Source organism: Dermatophilaceae bacterium Soc4.6, from assembly GCA_039889245.1.
Lineage (GTDB): Bacteria > Actinomycetota > Actinomycetes > Actinomycetales > Dermatophilaceae > Lapillicoccus.
Genome location: JAZGVH010000002.1, coordinates 817,201 through 835,928, shown reverse-complemented (window position 1 = coordinate 835,928; position 18,728 = coordinate 817,201). Strand labels below are relative to the sequence as shown.

10 protein-coding genes are annotated in these 18,728 nt (G+C 69.4%); 6 read left to right on the top strand and 4 right to left on the bottom strand.

All coding sequences use genetic code 11. The features are described 5' to 3' along the window. Position 1: 1 nt before the first annotated feature. Complete coding sequence (locus tag V3N99_03935; protein MEO3935891.1) at positions 2 to 2,077, bottom strand: maltotransferase domain-containing protein; 2,076 nt, start codon at positions 2,075 to 2,077, stop codon at positions 2 to 4. A gap of 293 nt (positions 2,078 to 2,370) precedes the next feature. On the opposite strand from V3N99_03935, the gene V3N99_03930 reads away from it, so the two are divergent. Continuing rightward, a complete protein-coding gene (locus V3N99_03930) occupies positions 2,371 to 4,788 on the top strand; it encodes a glycogen/starch/alpha-glucan phosphorylase (protein ID MEO3935890.1) in 2,418 nt (805 codons plus the stop codon). 151 nt (positions 4,789 to 4,939) lie between these two features. On the opposite strand, the gene glgX is transcribed toward V3N99_03930, so the two are convergent. Beyond that, positions 4,940 to 7,087, bottom strand: coding sequence for a glycogen debranching protein GlgX (glgX, locus tag V3N99_03925; GenBank protein MEO3935889.1), 2,148 nt, complete (start codon positions 7,085 to 7,087; stop codon positions 4,940 to 4,942). A 34-nt stretch (positions 7,088 to 7,121) separates the two neighbouring features. Between glgX and V3N99_03920 the strand changes: the two genes are divergently transcribed. Next, a complete protein-coding gene (locus V3N99_03920) occupies positions 7,122 to 7,682 on the top strand; it encodes a hypothetical protein (GenBank protein ID MEO3935888.1) in 561 nt (186 codons plus the stop codon). Position 7,683: 1 nt separating this feature from the next. Then, complete coding sequence (locus V3N99_03915; GenBank protein MEO3935887.1) at positions 7,684 to 8,475, top strand: enoyl-CoA hydratase-related protein; 792 nt, start codon at positions 7,684 to 7,686, stop codon at positions 8,473 to 8,475. An 18-nt stretch (positions 8,476 to 8,493) separates the two neighbouring features. Here the strand turns inward: V3N99_03915 and V3N99_03910 are convergent, their stop codons facing one another. Both V3N99_03910 and V3N99_03905 read right to left on the bottom strand, forming a co-directional pair. Further along, positions 8,494 to 9,642: a HAMP domain-containing sensor histidine kinase gene (locus V3N99_03910; protein MEO3935886.1), complete on the bottom strand. Its 1,149-nt coding sequence runs from the start codon at positions 9,640 to 9,642 to the stop codon at positions 8,494 to 8,496. A 13-nt stretch (positions 9,643 to 9,655) separates the two neighbouring features. Continuing rightward, entirely contained in the window at positions 9,656 to 10,318 is a 663-nt protein-coding gene (locus tag V3N99_03905) for a response regulator transcription factor (GenBank protein ID MEO3935885.1), read from the bottom strand. A 244-nt stretch (positions 10,319 to 10,562) separates the two neighbouring features. On the opposite strand from V3N99_03905, the gene V3N99_03900 reads away from it, so the two are divergent. The 3 genes from V3N99_03900 to V3N99_03890 all read left to right on the top strand — a co-directional run bounded on the left by V3N99_03900 (position 10,563) and on the right by V3N99_03890 (position 18,725). After that, positions 10,563 to 15,920 carry an SdrD B-like domain-containing protein gene (locus V3N99_03900; GenBank protein MEO3935884.1) on the top strand — a complete coding sequence of 1,786 codons (5,358 nt, stop codon included), beginning with the start codon at positions 10,563 to 10,565 and terminating at the stop codon, positions 15,918 to 15,920. Positions 15,921 to 15,996: 76 nt separating this feature from the next. Then, positions 15,997 to 17,364: a multicopper oxidase domain-containing protein gene (locus V3N99_03895; protein ID MEO3935883.1), complete on the top strand. Its 1,368-nt coding sequence runs from the start codon at positions 15,997 to 15,999 to the stop codon at positions 17,362 to 17,364. 2 nt (positions 17,365 to 17,366) lie between these two features. After that, complete coding sequence (locus V3N99_03890; GenBank protein MEO3935882.1) at positions 17,367 to 18,725, top strand: multicopper oxidase domain-containing protein; 1,359 nt, start codon at positions 17,367 to 17,369, stop codon at positions 18,723 to 18,725. Positions 18,726 to 18,728 lie beyond the last annotated feature (3 nt).

The window sequence follows — 18,728 nt, the reverse complement described above, 5'->3', positions numbered from 1 at the left end:
GTCAGTACCCCGTGACGGCGATGATGTGCACGGGATGGGTCTCCGGCCCGAGCCGCACGAAGTTGTCGGCGCCCCAGTCCCAGGTCTCGTCGGAGACGAGGTCGTGCGCGGCGAAGCGGCGGTCCCAGTCGAGACCCAGCGCCGGTAGGTCGAGGTGCACGGTCGTCTCGCGGGTGGCGTGCGGGTCGAGGTTGACGACCACGAGCACGGTGTCGTGCGTGCCGTCGTCGAGCGGCCGGGTCTTGGAGAAGACCATGACGTTCTCGTCGTCGGCGGTGTGCAGGCTGAGGTTGCGCAGCCAGTGCAGGGCCGGGTGCTCGCGCCGGATCCGGTTGAGCAGCGTGAGGAAGCCGGCGAGGGACTGGCCCTCCTTGGCTCCTCCTGGCGCGTAGTCGGCCCAGCGGCGGTCCTTGTACTCGTACTTCTCGTTGTCGACCTGCTCCTCGACGCCCCGGCGCGCGACGCTCTCCATCAGCTCGTAGCCGGCGTAGATGCCGTAGGTGGGGGAGAGGGTCGCGGCCAGTGCCGCCCGCAGATGCCAGGCCGCCGGCCCGCCGTACTGCAGGTAGGGGGTGAGGATGTCGTGCGTCGTCGGCCAGAACGAGGGACGCAGGAAGTGGGCCGTGTCGACCGCGAGCTCGCGAGCGTACTTCTCGAGCTCCCAGCGCAGGTTGCGCCAGGTGAAGTAGGTGTAGGACTGCTGGAAGCCGGCCTTGGCGAGCGTGTGCATCATCGCCGGGTTGGTGAAGGCCTCCGAGAGCCAGATGACCTCGGGGTGGTCCGTGGCCACGTCGGCGATCAGCCACTGCCAGAACTGCACCGGCTTGGTGTGCGGGTTGTCCACCCGGAAGAGCGTCACCCCGTGGTCGATCCAGACCTGCACGACCCGGCGCACCTCGGCGTAGGCCTCGGCGGGCGCGTTGTCGAAGTTGAGCGGGAAGATGTCCTGGTACTTCTTCGGGGGGTTCTCCGCATACGCGATGGTGCCGTCGGCGCGGGTGGTGAACAGCTCGGGCAGCTGCGTCACCCACGGGTGGTCGGGGCTGCACTGCAGCGCCAGGTCGAGGGCGACCTCGAGGCCGTTGCGGCGCGCGGCGCGCACGAAGATGTCGAAGTCGTCGAACGTGCCGAGGTCGGGGTGGATCGCGTCGTGCCCACCGTCGGGTGACCCGATGGCGTAGGGGCTGCCGGGGTCACCGTCCTGTGCGGTGAGGGAGTTGTTGCGTCCCTTGCGGGCCGTCGTCCCGATCGGGTGGACCGGCGTCAGGTAGACGACGTCGAAGCCCATGTCGGCGATGCCGCGCAGCCGCTCGGCCGCGGTGCGCAGGGTGCCGGAGTGCCAGCGGCCGGTCTCCTCGTCGTGCCAGGCGCCCTCGGACCGGGGGAAGATCTCGTACCACGCGCCGTAGAGGGCGAGCTGTCGCTCGACCAGCAACGGGTAGGCCGGGCTGGGGCTGACGAGCTCACGGAAGGGCTGGGCGTCGAAGAACGCCAGCACCGCGGGCGACGTGGCGGCGTGCAGCCGCTCGAGGCCCGGACGCGAGTCGTCCTGCAGGGCGGTCACCGCCTCGTGCACCACGAGCGCGTCGGTGTCGGTCGGCACGGCGGCGAGGGCGCGCTCGAGCACGCGCACCCCCTCCTGGAGCATCAGCTCGGTGTCGATGCCGGCCTCGACCTTGATGGTCGCGTCGTGCACCCACGTGGCGACCGGGTCGGACCAGCCGTCGACCCGGTAGGTCCAGGCGCCGGGGCGGTCGGCGCGCACGGTGGCGCTCCACCACTTCAGGCCGGGGTCGTCGACAGCCATCGCGAAGTGGTGGTCGACCCCGTCGGGGTCGGTGAGCACCGCCGTCGCGTTGACGGCGTCGTGCCCTTCGCGGAAGACCTGGGCGGCGACCACGAAGTCCTCGCCCTCCACCGCCTTGGCGGGTCGGGCCCCCCCGTCGACGAGGGGACGCACGTCCTGGACGGGGATCCGGCCGAGGGGCAACACCCCGGCCGGAAGCGCACGGGCGAGGAGCGAGGAAGGGGTCGCGCGGGTCGTGGGGACGGATGCGGCAGCTGTGGGCGCAGTCACAGGGGCGACGCTACCCCGTCGCCGACCGGTCAGGACGTCCTGACGTGCACCCGATGCCCCTACCGTCCAGATTGCGGCGCAGGTCCCGGCTCTGCGTCGGCGTCACGCTACATTCTCTGGTGGACTCGACCGGCGCAGCGTGGCGTCGCCGTCGTCGCCGGACACGGCGTTCTCGACGTCCCGCCCGAGGAGCTAGGAGATTTCTTGTGACTGACACGCCCGTGGTGTCCCCGCCGTCGCCCGTCGACCGGCCCCGACCCGACGACCTCGACCTCGTCACCCCCCGTCACAGCGTGGAGGGCTTCGTCGGAGAGTTCCTGCGCGAGCTCAACTACGGCCAGGGTGTCAGCCTCAACCGCAGCTCGGTCAACGACCAGTACCTCGCGCTGGCCCGCACCGTGCGCCACCACCTGCAGTCGCGGTGGATGACGACGCTGGCCAAGCAGTGGGACCGCCAGGCCAAGACCATCTGCTACCTCTCGGCCGAGTACCTGCTGGGCCGGCAGCTCGACAACGCCATCCTCGCCTCCGACATGGACGCCATCGTCGAGGAGGGGCTCGGCCAGCTGGGAATCTCGTTGTCGCAGCTACGCGCCCAGGAGATCGAGCCGGGGCTCGGCAACGGCGGCCTCGGTCGTCTCGCCGCCTGCTTCGTCGACTCGCTCGCCACGATGTCGGTGCCGTGCATCGGCTACGGCATCCGCTACGAGTACGGCATCTTCAGGCAGTCCTTCGAGGACGGCTGGCAGCGCGAGGACAGCGACCCCTGGCTCGCGCTCGGCAACCCGTGGGAGTTCCCCCACCCGGAGCACGCGGTGCGGGTCTGCTTCGGCGGGACGACGGAGCGCTATGACGACGAGGACGGCACCACCCGCACGCGGTGGCTGCCCGACTGGGACGTGCAGGGCGTCCCCTACAACTACATGGTCCCGGGCTACCGCAACGGCCGGGTCAACACCCTGCGCCTGTGGAGCGCCAAGGCGACCCGCGGCTTCAACCTCGACGTCTTCAACGCCGGCGACTACGTCGAGGCCGTGCGCGGTCAGACGTTCGCCGAGAAGATCTCGATGGTGCTCTACCCCGAGGACTCGACCCCCCAGGGCAAGGAGCTGCGGCTGCAGCAGCAGTACTTCTTCGTCGCCTGCTCGGTCCACAACTTCATCAACCAGGTGCTCCCGCCCGACTTCGACCTGCGCCTGCTGCCCGAGCGCGCGATCTTCCAGCTCAACGACACGCACCCAGTCATCGCCGTGCCCGAGCTGATGCGGATCCTGGTGGACGACAAGGGCTTCGAGTGGGAACAGGCCTGGCAGATCACCCAGCAGTGCTTCGCCTACACCTGCCACACCCTGCTGCCCGAGGCGCTCGAGGAGTGGAGCCTCGACCTCATGGGTCGACTGCTGCCACGCCACCTCGAGATCATCCGGCGGATCAACGACGACTTCCTGGAGCAGGTCGCCGAGCAGTTCCCCGGCGACGCCCTGCGCCAGAGCCGCATGTCGATCATCAGCGAGCGCACGGTGCGGATGGCCTACCTGGCCACCGTCGCCGGGGCCAAGGTCAACGGCGTCGCCGAGCTGCACTCGCAGCTGCTGCGCGACAAGGTGCTCCCGGACTTCTCCGAGGTCTTCCCCGACAAGTTCACCAACGTCACCAACGGGGTGACCCCCCGGCGGTTCGTCAGGCTGGCCAACCGCAACCTGTCGACCCTCATCACCGACGCCATCGGCCCGGGCTGGATCACCGACCTCGACAAGCTCTCGGCCCTCGAGCCCTTCGCCGAGGACGCGGCCTTCCGTGAGCGCTTCCGCCACGTCAAGACCCGCAACAAGGAGACGCTGGCCAAGACCCTCAAGGTCCGCGACGGCATCGTCATGCCGACCGACGTCATGCTCGACGTGATGATCAAGCGGCTGCACGAGTACAAGCGCCAGACGCTCAAGGTGCTGCACATCGTCACGCTCTACGAGCAGATCATCAGCGGCAAGGTCGCCGCTGCCGACGTCACACCCCGCGCCTTCCTCTTCGGCGCCAAGGCCGCTCCCGGATACCAGATGGCCAAGCAGATCATCGGCCTGATCAACGCGGTGGGCCGCACGGTCAACGAGGACCCGAGGGTGGAGGGCCGCCTCACCGTGGTCTTCCCGCCGAACTACAACGTCACCCTGGCCGAGCGGTTGATCCCGGCCGCCGACCTGTCCGAGCAGATCTCGCTGGCCGGCAAGGAGGCGTCGGGCACGGGCAACATGAAGCTGGCCCTCAACGGTGCCCTGACGATCGGCACCGACGACGGCGCCAACATCGAGATCCGCCGTCTGGTGGGTGACGACAACTTCTTCCTCTTCGGGATGCTCGAGCCCGAGGTCGCCGAGCTCGAGTCAGCGGGCTACCACCCGCACGACGTCTACGAGGCCGACCCGCAGCTCAAGGCGGCCATCGACCTCATTGCCGCGGGCACGTTCTCCCGCGGGGACAAGGCGGTCTTCGAGCCGGTCGTCTCCAACCTGCTGCACCACGACCGCTTCCTCGCCCTCGCCGACTACGCCGCCTACATCGAGGCGCAGGACCGGGTCGACGCCGCCTACGCCGACCCCGACGGGTGGTCGCGCTCGGCGATCCTCAACGTCGCCCGCAGCGGCTTCTTCTCCTCCGACCGGGCGATGCGCGACTACATCGACCGCATCTGGAACACCCAGCCGGTCATCGACTGACCGGCGTCGCGCCGGCCCCGAAGAACCTCAGCTCGACCAACCTGACCAACGTCCTGGTGCGTCGTCGCCACCACCACGGTGACCGTCGACATGCTCGATCACCAGTGCGCGCCGCAACCGGGCCGCGCCACGTGCGGGCACCGCACTCGGCTCAGGTCGGGTCGGTCGCGGAGTAGACCCGCATCGACGCGGCCCGCATCAGCGTCGGCCCGGTCACGTCGACCGGTGCCGGCTCCTGCGGCCGCTCCCAGACCGAGTCCCACAGCAGCGTGTAGGCGGTGAGGCCCGGTGGGCGCGGCAGCGTCACCTCGGTATCCGAGGCTCCGCCGTGGAGCACGACCAGCAGGGCCGGCTCGCCCAGCCACGCCCCGTCCAGATACATCGACAGGGTGCGGGTGGCGGGGTCGCCCCAGGCGCCGTCGTCCATGGGGCGGCCGTCGGCGGCATACCAGGCGAGGTCCTCCGACCCGTCGTCGGCCACCGGCCGCCCCGAGAAGAAGGTGCGCTGGCGCAGCACCCGGTGCTCGCGACGCAGGCGCGTGAGGAAGCGGGTGGTCTCGAGCAGGTCGACCTGCCAGGGCTCGAGGTCCCAGTCGAACCACGAGATGTCGTTGTCCTGGCAGTAGGCGTTGTTGTTGCCGTGCTGGCTGCGTCCGATCTCGTCGCCGGCGTTGATCATCGGCACCCCGGTCGAGACCAGCAGCGTGCCGAGCAGGTTGCGCTGCGAGCGGCGGCGGGCCGCGAGCACCCCCTCGTCGGTGGTGGGGCCCTCGACGCCGTGGTTCCACGAGAGGTTGTGCCCGGAGCCGTCGCGGTTGCCCTCGCCGTTGGGGCCGTTGTGCTTGACGTCGTAGGCGGTCAGGTCGGCACCGGTGAAGCCGTCGTGGGCCGTGACGAAGTTGATCGAGGCGATGGGCCCGCGGTCACGGCGACCGAAGAGGTCCTGTGAGCCGGCGAGCCGGGTTGCGAGGTCCTGCACCCCGTGCCCCGAGCCGGGGTCGGCGCCGAGGTCGGCCAGCCAGAAGGAGCGCACGCCGTCGCGGTAGCGGTCGTTCCACTCGCTGAAGGGAGGGGGGAACTGGCCGGTGCGCCACCCGTGCATGCCGACGTCCCACGGCTCCGCGATGTTCTTGACGCGCGAGAGCACCGGGTCGGTGCGCAGCGCGACGAGGAAGGGGTGGTTGAGGTCGAAGTCGTCGTTCTGCCCGCGGGCGAGGGCGACGGCGAGGTCGAAGCGGAAGCCGTCGACGTGGCACTCCTGCACCCAGTAGCGCAGCGAGTCGAGCACCATCCGCGCGACCACGGGGTGGCGCACGTCGAGCGTGTTGCCGCAGCCGGTCACGTCGATGTCCTGTCCGCGGCCGTCGAGGCGGTAGTACGACCGCGAGTCGAGACCGCGCCAGCTGAGGGTCGCCCCGTCCGATCCCTGCTCGCAGGTGTGGTTGTAGACCACGTCGAGGATCACCTCGATGCCCGCGGCGTGCAGCAGCTTGACCATGCCCTTGAACTCGGCGAGGACCGCCAGCGGGTCGTTCGTGGCGGCATACCCGGCGTGCGGGGCGAAGAACCCCAGGGTGTTGTAGCCCCAGTGGTTGCTCAGGCCCCGCAGGCCGAGCGCCGGCTCGCTCGTGAAGGCGTGCACCGGCAGCAGCTCGACGGCCGTGACCCCCAGCCCGCGCAGGTGGGCGATCGTGGCCTCGTGGGCCAGCCCGGCATACGTGCCCCGCAGCTCGTCGGGCACGCCGGGCAGCCCGCGGGTGAGGTTGCGGACGTGGGTCTCGTAGACGACAGAGTCGGTCAGCGGGTGCTGCAGCGGACGGTCGTCGCCCCAGTCGAAGTGGTCGTCGACGACGACACCCCGAGGCACGTAGGCCGCGGAGTCGCGGTCGTCGCGCAGCCGAGGGTCGCCGACGAGGGTGGCCCCGACCCGGTGGCCGAAGACCTCCGGTCCCCACGTGACCGACCCCTCGACCGCCTTGGCGTAGGGGTCGAGCAGCAGCTTGGCCGGGTTGTGCCGCATGCCCCGCTCAGGGTCCCACGGGCCGTCTACCCGCACCCCGTAGCGCTGGCCGGCGCCGACGTCAGGCAGGTGCCCGAACCAGTGTCCGTGCGCCCGTTCGGCCAGCGCGACCCGCCGCTCGCTGGAGCCGTCGGTGTCACCCGGCTCGAAGAGACAGACCTCGACGGCCTCGGCGCGGTCGGCGTAGACGCAGAAGTCCGCTCCGTCCCCGGGCCGCAAGGTCATCCCGGCGGGTGGCGGCAGGTCGCGCAGCGGTCGGGGCGGCGTCGGGGGTCGCATGGCTCCGCAGCCTACGGCCCGTTAGGTTAGGACCATGAGCGATCCCACCAGCCTGCCGAACTTCCCGCCGCCGGCGGACGAGCACCCGCTGCGGGGACGCGTCCTCGACGCCCTCACGGATCTGGGCCTGCAGCCCAACATCGACGCCGACGGCGACCTCTCCTTCGTCATCGGCGAGCCGGCGCAGCAGCTGTTCGTGCGCTGCCAGGACGGCGACTTCCCGATCATGCGGGTCTTCGGCCAGTGGATGATCGGCGAGCAGGTGCCCGACGACCACGAGCTGCGCCTGCAGCGGTGCAACGACTTCGGCCTGCAGCTCAACCTCGTCAAGGTCGGTCTGGTCACGACCGACAGCGGCGAGAACCTCGTCGTGTCGGGTGACCACGTGGTGCCGGTCGGCACCGACGTCTCCCCGCTCTTCCAGATCACCGTCAACATCATCATGGAGGTCGTGCAGATGTGGCACACCTCCTTCCTCCCGCCGGAGGAGCAGCAGCGGCTCGCGGAGGCGGCGGCCGCGGCGCAGCCGCAGTCGACCCCTGCCCCACCCGACAACGGGTACCAGCCTCGCCACCGCCCGTCGGACGAGGTCTGAGATGGCTACCAGCGCTGCCGAGTTCGTGCGCCTGGAGGTCGACGGCGGCATCGGCACGATCCGGCTCGACCGGCCGAAGATGAATGCCCTGTCGGTGCAGGTGCAGGAGGAGATCCGCGCTGCGGCGGCCGAGGCCGCCGAGCGCCCCGACGTCGCCGCCGTTGTCGTCTACGGAGGCGAGCGGGTCTTCGCTGCCGGCGCCGACATCAAGGAGATGCAGCCCATGTCCTACACCGACATGGTCGACCGCTCCGCCGCGCTGCAGTCGTCACTCACCGCGGTCGCCCGCATCCCCAAGCCCACGGTGGCGGCGATCACCGGATACGCCCTCGGCGGAGGCTGCGAGCTCGCGCTCGCCTGCGACTTCCGCGTGGTCGGGGAGGGCGCGCGGCTCGGCCAGCCCGAGGTCCTGCTCGGCATCATCCCGGGCGCCGGTGGCACGCAGCGTCTCTCGCGCCTCGTCGGTCTGGCGAAGGCCAAGGACATCATCTTCTCCGGGCGCTTCGTCGACACCGACGAGGCGCTCGCGATCGGGCTGGTCGACAGGGTCGTGCCCGCTGACCAGGTCTACAGCGCGTCGGTCGAGTGGATGAAGACCTTCGTCGGCGGCCCGGCCTATGCGCTGCGGGCGGCGAAGGAGGCCATCGACCGTGGTGTCGAGGTCGATCTCGAGACCGGTCTCGAGATCGAGCGGATGCTCTTCGCGGGTCTCTTCGCCACCCACGACCGCACGGCCGGGATGACCTCCTTCGTCGAGCAGGGCCCGGGCAAGGCGGTCTTCACCGGCCACTGAGGTGCGGGTCGGTCCCCTTCAGCCCGTTGCCTGGCGGGCGGGGGGGAGCGTGCGCAGGGCCGAGTCCAGCATCGCGGTCTGGATCGGTCGAGCGTCTGTCGTCGCCAGCGGGACGCTGATCGCCACGAAGGCTCCCCCTTCGCGGGCCTGATCCACCATGAGCCGTCCTCCGCGCGCGACCGCCACGCTGCGGACGATCCCGAGACCGAGGCCGGTCTGGGTGCGGGCGTCGCCCTCGAGGGGAGGACTGAAGCCCTCGGAGGTGCCTTCCGCGTTGAGCCAGATGCGACGCGAGGCGCTGATGCCCGGCCCGGAGTCCGCGACGCCCAGGACCAGGGTGCCGCGGGCCTGCGACGCGTGGACGCGGATGGTGTCGCCGGTCGCGGTGTAGCGGATGGCGTTCTCGACGAGGGTGTCGAGCACGACTCGCATCCGCTCCGGGCTCCCGACCAGCTCTCCGGCTCCGTCGGCGTCGACCACCCACTGCCGTTGCATCATCCCTGCCCAGCGCCGGACGGTCTCGGCGACGACACCGGGCATGTCGATCGTCTCGGTGCCGGGCTGGTGCTGCAGCCGGATCACGCGCAGCAGCCGCTCCGTGGTGCGGGTGACCCGTTCGAGCTCCTCACGGACGATGTCGAGGTCATCGGCCCTGCGGGCATCGGGCTCGCTGAGGCGCAACAGCTCGAGATAGCCGGACGCGATGGTCAGGGGTGATCTCATCTCGTGCGAGGTCAGACGGGTGAGCAGGACCTGGTCGGCGGCTTGCTGCTTCTGGCGGTGGGCGACCGACGTGACGACCCGCAGGGCGTCCTGTCGACGGCGCACGTTGAGCACGAGCAGGGCCATGATCAGCGACATCAGGGGCACCTCGGTGATCTCCTGCCACAGAAGTACCCCCTCGGCGACCCGGACCGCGAGGATGCCGCCGGTCACCGCGGTGAAGATCGCCAGGGCCAGCCACGCCTGGGTCATCGACCACACCCGGGCTCCGAAGGCCAGCGCGAATCCCGCCCAGGCCACGTGGTAGGGGATCGTCTCGTCACCCGGCAGCTCCCACATCAGGACGGCGCAGCAGATGGCGAGCAGGCCCCAGGCGAGGTAGGTGCGCCGTGAGAGCGACAGCGTGACGGTGGCCCGAGTGGCCGCTACGGAGAGGCTGGTCATGTCGGCAGCCGGGCTACACGCCGACGAAGCAGTAGCCGACCCCGCGGACCGTCTCCATCGGGAGACCCCCCACCTTGAGGCGCAGGCGCCTGATGCTGACGTCGACGAGGTTCGAGCCGGGGTCGAAGTCGAGACCCCACACCGAGTGCAGCAGCTCCTCGCGCGTGCAGACGTCGCCGCGCCGGCGCATGAGGTGGGCCAGCAGGGCTGCCTCGCGCTCGGCGAGGGATCGGGTGCCGTCCGGCCCGACGACGACCCGCCGCGAGAGGTCGAGGCGCAGACCTCCCCCCTCGAGGTAGCGACTCCCGTCCGTCGTCCCCACCTCGAGGTGGCGTCGCACCCTCGCCGTGAGCTCCACGAGGTTGAACGGCTTGGCCACCACGTCGATGGCTCCCCGGTCGAGCGCCTGAACCCGCAGGGCCACGTCGGTCACGCCGGAGACGACGATGACCGACAGGTCGGGGTGGTCGCGACGCAGCCGACCGAGCAGGGTCAGGCCGTTCTCCGTGCCGAGCACGAGGTCCAGCAGCACGAGGTCGATCGTCTCCGTGCGCAGCCTCATCTCGGCCTGGGCCGAGTCGGCGGCGAGCACCACTCGGTAGCCGTGCTGCTCAAGAGCCCTCGAGAGCAGTGCACGCATTCGTTCTTCGTCGTCGATCACCAGAATCGAGCTCACCCGAGCAACCCCATCGTCTCTCTCTTCAGCACCCAGCGCGAGTATGACGTGCTCGGGATCGGCGAGGGAAGCCTTTTACGAAATGTCGTTTTCAGGCGCTTCGCATACCGAAAGATGACCTTCGCATGACGGCACCATGACCGTGACGTGAGAGATGCCTGTGGACACGGCCGTTGACGACGTCGGCGGGTGCAGTCTTCGGCTGCAGACATCCGTCTGGAAGATCGTGGAATTGGGGTCCGTCATGGCTCGTGTCGTCCGCTCTCGTCGGGTGGTCATCTCGTTGCTCACCGGTGCACTCGTGGTGCTGGGTGGAGGAGGGGTGACCCTCGCCAGCGCAGCGCCTGCGCTCCCTGCGGCTCCAGCGGTCGCTGCCGCGGCCCCGGGTCCCGCGAGCATCACCCTCGGGGTTCAGAGCCTCAGGGACCTGGCCGGTGTGCCGGCCGGCACACCGATCACCGACTACAAGTGGATGATCAACCGGGACGACACGGGCGACCCCGGCACGGCGACCAACAAGGGCACGACCAAGTGCCTACCGCAGGGCGCGCCGGGCGGCGCCAGCTCGGCTACGGCCGACCTCGCGGCGGACTGCCCGTGGCCGAGCATCCGCAAGGTGAACGGCTGGACCGAGGTCGTCGCCCAGGGCAACCAGGCCGACCTCAGTGGTGCCAAGAGCGTCGCCCTCGACGCCGGCAAGTACCTCATCTCGGTCACGGCCGACAACTACAAGATCGCGGGCGCCCACTTCACGGTCGACGGCACGGTTGCCGCGAGCCAGGCTGTCGTGGTCAAGATGCTGCCGACCCCGTTGCCGCTCGGCACCATCAAGATCCAGGTCTACAACGACTCAGCCCCGATCGACGGGACCTACGAGGCTGACGCCGAGGGCGGGCTGCAGAACTTCACCGCCACCCTCGCCGACGTCTTCGGCCTGGTCAGCACCGACTACTTCGGCAACCCGCTCTGCACGCCCTACCAGCACTACCCCGCCCCGGCTGGTCGCGTGCTCGGTGCCGTCAAGTACGGGCCCGACGGACGCCCTCTGATCGACACCCCCAACGTCACCGGCAAGTGCCTGAGCGACAAAAATGGTGTCGTCACCATTCCCAACCTGGGCGAGGACCGCTACGGCGCCACCATCGCCCCGCCCAAGGGCCAGACCACGCAGTGGTCGCAGACGACCACCCTCGAGGGGACGCACGACCACGACATCTGGGTCCAGGCCGGTGACAGCGGCCTCGACAACGAGGTGCTGAAGGCCGCCGAGCCGGTCCCCGCCACCAAGTTCGGCTTCGTCCACGTCGGCAGCACGCTGCCGGCCACCGGTGGGGCGACGGTCAGTGGCCACGTCAACGCCCAGCTCACCTACATCGCCGGCACCGGTGGCCAGGCCAACGCCGGCGAGATCGGCCTCGCCGGATCGAAGCTCGGGGCACCGATCGCGTCCCCCTGGATCGGGCTGTCCGACCTCAACCACGGAGACGCGCAGGTCTTCGTCGGTCGCGGCAACCCCGACAGCAGCTTCGCCATCCCGCACGTGCCCGACGGCAGCTACCAGCTGACCGCGTGGGACCAGGACCAGGACTACATCATCTACAGCTTCAACATCACCGTCGACGGAGGCAAGGCACTCGACGTCGGCCTCGTCCCCCTGGTGGGCTGGTTCACCCACATGCACGGCACCATCTTCGTCGACGACAACGGCAACGGGGTCCAGGACCCGGGCGAGGCCGGGGTGCCCAACTTCACCCTGACCGTGCGCGAGCGCGACAACTCGGTCATGGACCAGGCCCTCAACACCGTCACCACGGACGACCAGGGCAAGTACGAGATCAAGGAGGCCTACCCGCTCGGCAAGTTCCTCGTCCTCGAGGCCTTCAACACCCGCTACCAGACAACCGGGATCACCTACCGCGGTGAGAACGAGAAGACCTCCACCACGACGCTGGGCGGTCTCGTCGACTTCAACTTCCTGCCCATCATCGGCATCGGGGGTGAGGTCAACTGGGGCGTCACGCCCTACGCCAAGGGTACGAACGGTGGCATCGCCGGCACCGTGAGCTACGACACGACCCGTAACGAGCTCGACCCGAAGGACGCCGTCAGCGAGAGCTACCAGCCGGGCATCCCGGGGCTCATGGTGGACCTCTTCGCCCCGGTGGCCTGTGGCACCCACACCGGAGTCGCGTGCTCCGACAAGGGCTACGAGATCGACTCGTCGACCGGGGCCCTGGCCAAGGGCGACATGATCGACCAGTACCCGACCGAGGGCTGGCAGGCTCCCAAGGGCTGCACCGCCACCCAGTGGAACGGCAAGCCGCTCACCGACCAGCTCGCCCTCCCGCAGCAGGGCAACCCCGACATCACCTGTGTCGAGGCGCCCATGGCTGGCGTGGCCATGGGCCCAAGTGACGCGACCCCTGGACAGGCGTCGACCTCGGTCAACGGCAACTACGGCTTCTCGGGTCTCGCGGCCGGCGACTACATCGTCAGCGTCGAGATCCCCGACAACAAGTTCGGGCCCCACACTCCCCAGTACAAGGTCACCTCCGAGGAGGACGTCAACGTCTTCAGCGGAGACAGCTACGTGCCGGTCGAGGACTACCCGGTGCCACCCGCCGAGGCCGGTGGTGTCCCCGGGGGCCCCGGAAGCCAACCACTCCCGCCGCAGCCGCCCTCGCAGGGCGCGGGCATCATCTCGGACTGCGTCGGCGCCACCCACCGGGTCAAGGTCACGAACCAGGACTTCCTCGACAATGGCGGCAGCCCCTTCGAGGGCCAGCTCCGACCGTCCTGCCAGGACAAGCTGGTCACCGTCCGTGACGGCCAGGCGACCGCGCCGAACTTCAACCTCTTTACCGACGTGCCGATGCCGACCCACTTCTGGGGCCTGACCCTCAACGACCTCGGGCTCACCCTCGACAAGACGAGCGTCAACTACGGCGAGGCGCAGGGCATGCCCTACGTGCCGGTCGGCCTCTACGACGCGTTCGGCAACCTCACCGACACCACGCACACCGACTACAACGGGGTCTACGAGGCGCTCGAGCCGTCGACCGGCAGCTACAACTGCCCGCTGCCGGCAGGCCCGTGCCCCGGCATGTATCGGTTCGTCGGCAACGACCCCGGCGGCGCCGGGGCCCCCAACCCGGACTACAACCCGCGCTTCCGCACCATCGCCGCCAACTTCCAGGCCTGGCCCGGTCTCTACACCGTGACCGACGAGGCACCGACCCAGGTGGCCTCGACCATCCTCACCCCCGACACGACCCCGGTGGGCAGCACGGTCTGCGACCTTCCCGACACCACCCCCCAGGTCTTCGCCGTCGACAAGCCGGTCGTCAACAGCCACACGGCGACCACGACCACCGCCAAGACGGTCACGATCCGGGGCCAGCACTTCGGCAGCACCCCGGGCACCCTGACGGTCAACACGGCGCAGATCTTCAGCACCGACTGGAGCGACACGTCCATCTCGTTCCTCGCCCCGGCGACGACGGGCGCCCTGCCGATCACGATCACGACGACGGCCGGCGTCTCGGCCTACAACGCGCTCACGCTCCAGGTTGTGTCCGGTACAGGAAAGAACAGCGCCAACAACCCGGCGGTCTACGAGGTCGGGCCCGGCCGGACCTACCTCACTATCCAGGCCGGGGTCAACGCGGCTCAGGATGGTCTGCGGACGGGCAAGCCCTACTCCCTCGTCGTCGTCTACCCCGGCACGTCCACGTCACTGGCCCCGCGAGGTGAGTATCTCGAGAACGTCATCGTCGACGGTCGCATCCACGTCCAGGGCGTCGGCCCCGGTGGCTTCCTGGGCTCGCAGTACGTGCCGGGCACGATCATCGACGGGTCGACCTTCAACCCCGATGGCGATACGGGCACCAACTGGCTCAACCTGCTCGCGAGCCTGCCCTACAAGGGCGACCCGGCCGTGCCGGACGCGGCGGTGGTGACCTTCCTCAGCCCGACGAACGACATCGGCCCTTCCAGCTCGTGGCGCGCCAGCTTCGACGGGTTCCAGGTGACCGGCGGCATCCAGAGCAACATCGTCGCCTCGCTCAACACCCTGACCGGTGCCAACACCACGCCGTACGGCGCGGTGGGAGCGCTCATCACCCAGGGTGGTGGCATCTACGTGCACGCCAACGTCGACGGGCTGTCGCTCACCGACAACGTCATCGTCGGCAACGGCGGCTCCTACGCCGGTGGGATCCGGGTGGGTACGCCCTACGTCGGCAACAACCACAACTACGGCATCGTCATCGCCCACAACCAGGTGCGTGACAACGGTGGCACCAACCTCGCCGGCGGCATCGGCCTCTTCACCGGGTCCAACGGCTACCTGGTCGACGCCAACGCGGTCTGCGGCAACCACTCCTCGGAGTACGGCGGCGGCATCTCCGCCTTCGGCTACATGGGCCAGACGACCTCGAGCACAGGGGGGTCCGCGACCATCGGTGGAGGCAACTCCTTCACGAGGTCGAGCGGCGGGCAGATCAGCCACAACCGGGTCTGGTTCAACCAGTCCTACGACGAGGGTGGTGGCGTCATGATCGCCGGCGAGCTGCCCCCGACGCCCACCGATCTCTCGCCCGGGACGGGCCCGGTCTCGATCGACGCCAACGTCATCCAGGCCAACCTGGCCAACGATGACGGGGGCGGCATCCGGCTCCTCCAGGCCTCCGGCAGCAACGTCGGCCCACGAGGTCTGGGGCGGATCTCGATCACCAACGACACGATCGTCAACAACATCTCGGCCCACGAGGGCGGTGGCATCGCCATCGACGACGCCCTGTTCGTCGACGTCACCGACACCACCGTGGCCAAGAACATCACGACCGCCACGGCGACGACCAGCGACGGCACGCCAGCCGCCGCGGGCCTCACGACCGCCGCGGTCAGCGGCCCGCTCCAGGCCTGGGTCAACTCGGTCTTCACCGGAGTCAAGAAGGTCGGTGCCACGAGCTACCGGACCAACGACTACCTCGTCTCCACCCGGCTCTCGGCCGACGGCAGCCCGCAGTCGAGCTGGCTCGGGTTCTGCCGACCCATCCTGCTCAACGACGTCTTCGTCGACAACCGGGCCGGCAGCTACTACGGCGGGGTCGTCACGGGCATCGGCGCCGGCGACAAGATCAACTGGGACGTGCAGGTCGTCGACCAGGCGGCCGGTGCCACCGCTCCCATGACGCTGGCGCCGGTGGGCACCGTGTTCGACGACCCCGGCCACACCCAGTACCTCTCGGGGTCGTCGTACAAGCAGGTGGCCGCGAACCCGTTCGTCTCGCCGTACGACGTCACGGTCAGCGTCCTCGCTCTGCGGGCCAACCCGCAGTTCCGTCAGGCGGCCATCGTCACGGCCTACCTGCAGTACGACCAGCTCGGCGACTACCACCTCATGTCGACCGACACCCAGGCCAAGGGCTACGGAGTGGGCTCGACGTTCGTCCAGTGGGGTGGTCAGACGGCCAACTCGACCCAGGGCGTCCGGACCACGACCTACACCGTCTCGGCACCGGGGCTCGACATCGACGGCGACATCCGGCCCGGGGCATCCACCCGGTACGACGCCGGGTCGGACCAGGTGGTCCCGTGACCACCCCCGCCCTCACCCCACCCACCACCCACCTCGAGCCCGGTCAGCCGGCCGGCACTGGAGAGAAGGCACGATCATGAAGCTGCCCAACAACGCCCGACTGACCAGGCGAGGGTTCCTGGCGGGTGCCGGGTCGGTGGGGGCCATCGCCCTGGGGTCACGGCTCGCGAACCCTGCACTGGCCACCACCCCCGCTCTCGCACCGGCGGCGATGGCCACCGTCACCGGGGCCGGCACCGCCGCCGACCCCAAGCACGTCCACCTGGTCGGCACCGACGGGTGGAGCCGGATGCCCGACGCCAGCAACCCCGTCTACGACGCGACCGGTGGAGGTGCGCCGGCCGACGCGCCCTTCTTCCCGGACGCCCTGGCTCCCGATGGGCTCAACACCTACGTGTTCGGGTTCCGCGACGCAACCGGCCTCGACGCCGTGGGGGTGGCGGGGCTGCGCGGTCACGCCCAGATCAGCGCCCCGATGATGTGGTTCGACGAGGAGGACAACATCATCGTCACCCTCAGCAACCTCGGCCTCGTGCTGCGCCCCGACCTCTACGACGGGCACACCCTGCACTGGCACGGCTTCGTGAACGCCATCCCGCTGTTCGACGGGGTACCCGAGCTGTCGCTGTCGGTGCCGATCGGGCGCGACTTCGAGTACTTCTACCGCGTCCACGACGCAGGGACGTACATGTACCACTGCCACTTCGAGGACGTGGAGCACGTGCAGATGGGCATGACGGGGATGGTGTTCGTGCGGCCGAAGCAGAACAAGGGCCTCTCGACCGGCGCCGACGGCAACGTCATCCCCGCCGGGAAGTACGCCTACAACGACGGCGACGGATCGACCCGCTACGACCGCGAGTACGCCTTCATGATGTCCGAGATCTGGTCGGCCGCCCACTGGCGCGACGCCCACATCCAGGTGAGCGACTGGACCGACTTCGAGCCGTCGTTCTCCTGCCTCAACGGGCGCTCCTACCCCGACACGGTCGCGCCGAACGGCAACCCCCTGTCGACCGACGCGGGAGGACTGCAGTTCCAGCCGATCACGTCGCTGATCCAGGCCCGGCCCGGCGAGCGCGTGCTCCTGCGGCTGTCGAGCCTCAGCTACAACGACCACTCGATGACGTGCGACGACATCGACCTGACCGTGATCGCGAAGGACGCGAGCCTGCTCAAGGGCCGCGACGGGGTCACGAACTACCAGACGACCAACACGGTCACGGTCGGCGCGGGCGAGAGCCGCGACGTGATCTTCACGGCCCCCGACAAGGAGGGCACGTACCTGCTCTACGACCGCGACTACAGCTTCCTGTCCAACGGTGGGGGGACGGGCTACGGCGGCATGCTCACGCACATCGTCGTCTCCTCCGCCGTCCTGCCCCAGGTCGGCCCCAACGACCTGCCCCAAGCCAACTACCCCAACGACGTGACGGCGGTGTGACGATGACCAAGCTGCTCAGCACCCTGCGCCCGTCTTTCGGACGGACCCGACCGGTCACGGCCCGACTCGGTCTCGCGGCCGTGGTCCTCGCCATGGTGGGCGCGGCCGCGGCGGTGACCCCTGGCGCGGCGCAAGCGGCCACCTCCGAGGGTCTGCTCTGTGACCAGAACACCCACAACAGCTTCGTCCTCACTGCCGACGACGGCTACATCTCGACGCCGGACGGCAACTCCATCTACACGTGGAGCTACGCCGACGAGACGCAGCGCGCCTTCCAGTTCCCCGGCCCGGTCCTCTGCGTCACCACCGGCGCCACGGTCTCGGTCACCCTGCACAACCACCTACCCGAGGCGACGTCGATCGTCTTCCCCGGCCAGAAGGACGTCAAGGCCGACAACCAGCCGGTCGAGCCCCAGCTCACCACCAGTGGGGCGATGACCTCCATGGTGCAGTCCGCCGAGGCCGGCAACGGCACCACCGTGGGGGCGGTGACGTACACCTTCACGGCCGGCTCGCCCGGTACGTACCTCTACCAGAGCGGCACGGACGCCGACAAGCAGCAGCAGATGGGCCTCTACGGTGCCCTCGTCGTGCGGCCCCCCTCCGGGGCCGGACACGTCAACGCCCGTTCGGACTCCGCCTACAGCCCGGATCACGAGTACGTCTTCCTGCTCTCGGAGGTCGACCCCGACGTGCACCTGGCCGTGGAGCGTCACCAGGCCGTCGACTGGGCCAGCTACCGGGCCCGCTACTACATGATCAACGGGCGCAGCATGCCCGACACCCTGGCGCCCAACAACGCCACGTGGCTGCCCAACCAGCCGTACGGCGCGATGGTCCACATCAAGCCGTACAGCGCGGTCAACCTCCTGCCCGCCAACATCAGGTACCTCAACGCCGGACGGGTCAACTACCCGTTCCACCCCCACGGCAGCGACGAGCGCGTCATCGACGCCGATGGTCAGGCCCTCCAGGGACCCACAGGGCAGGACCTGTCGTACAACAAGTACGACATCAACATCGCGCCGGGGCAGACCCTCGACGTGCTCTTCGACTGGCGTGACGCGGAGCACTGGCAGGGAGGCGACTCGTCGGCCCCGGGGTACAACCCGATCCCGACCGAGATCCCCCGCATCACCGACCAGATCCTGGTGGGGACCGACACGTGGTTCAGCGAGAGCCCCTACCTCGGCACCAAGGGCGACCTGCCGACCAACATCACGGACAACAACCAGTGCGGCGAGTACTACCACATCGCGCACAGCCACGCCCTGCAGCAAGCCACCAACTACGGCGCAACCTTCGGAGGGATGATGACGCTCTACCGCATCGACCCGCCCAACGGCTGCCCGGGGATCTGAGGC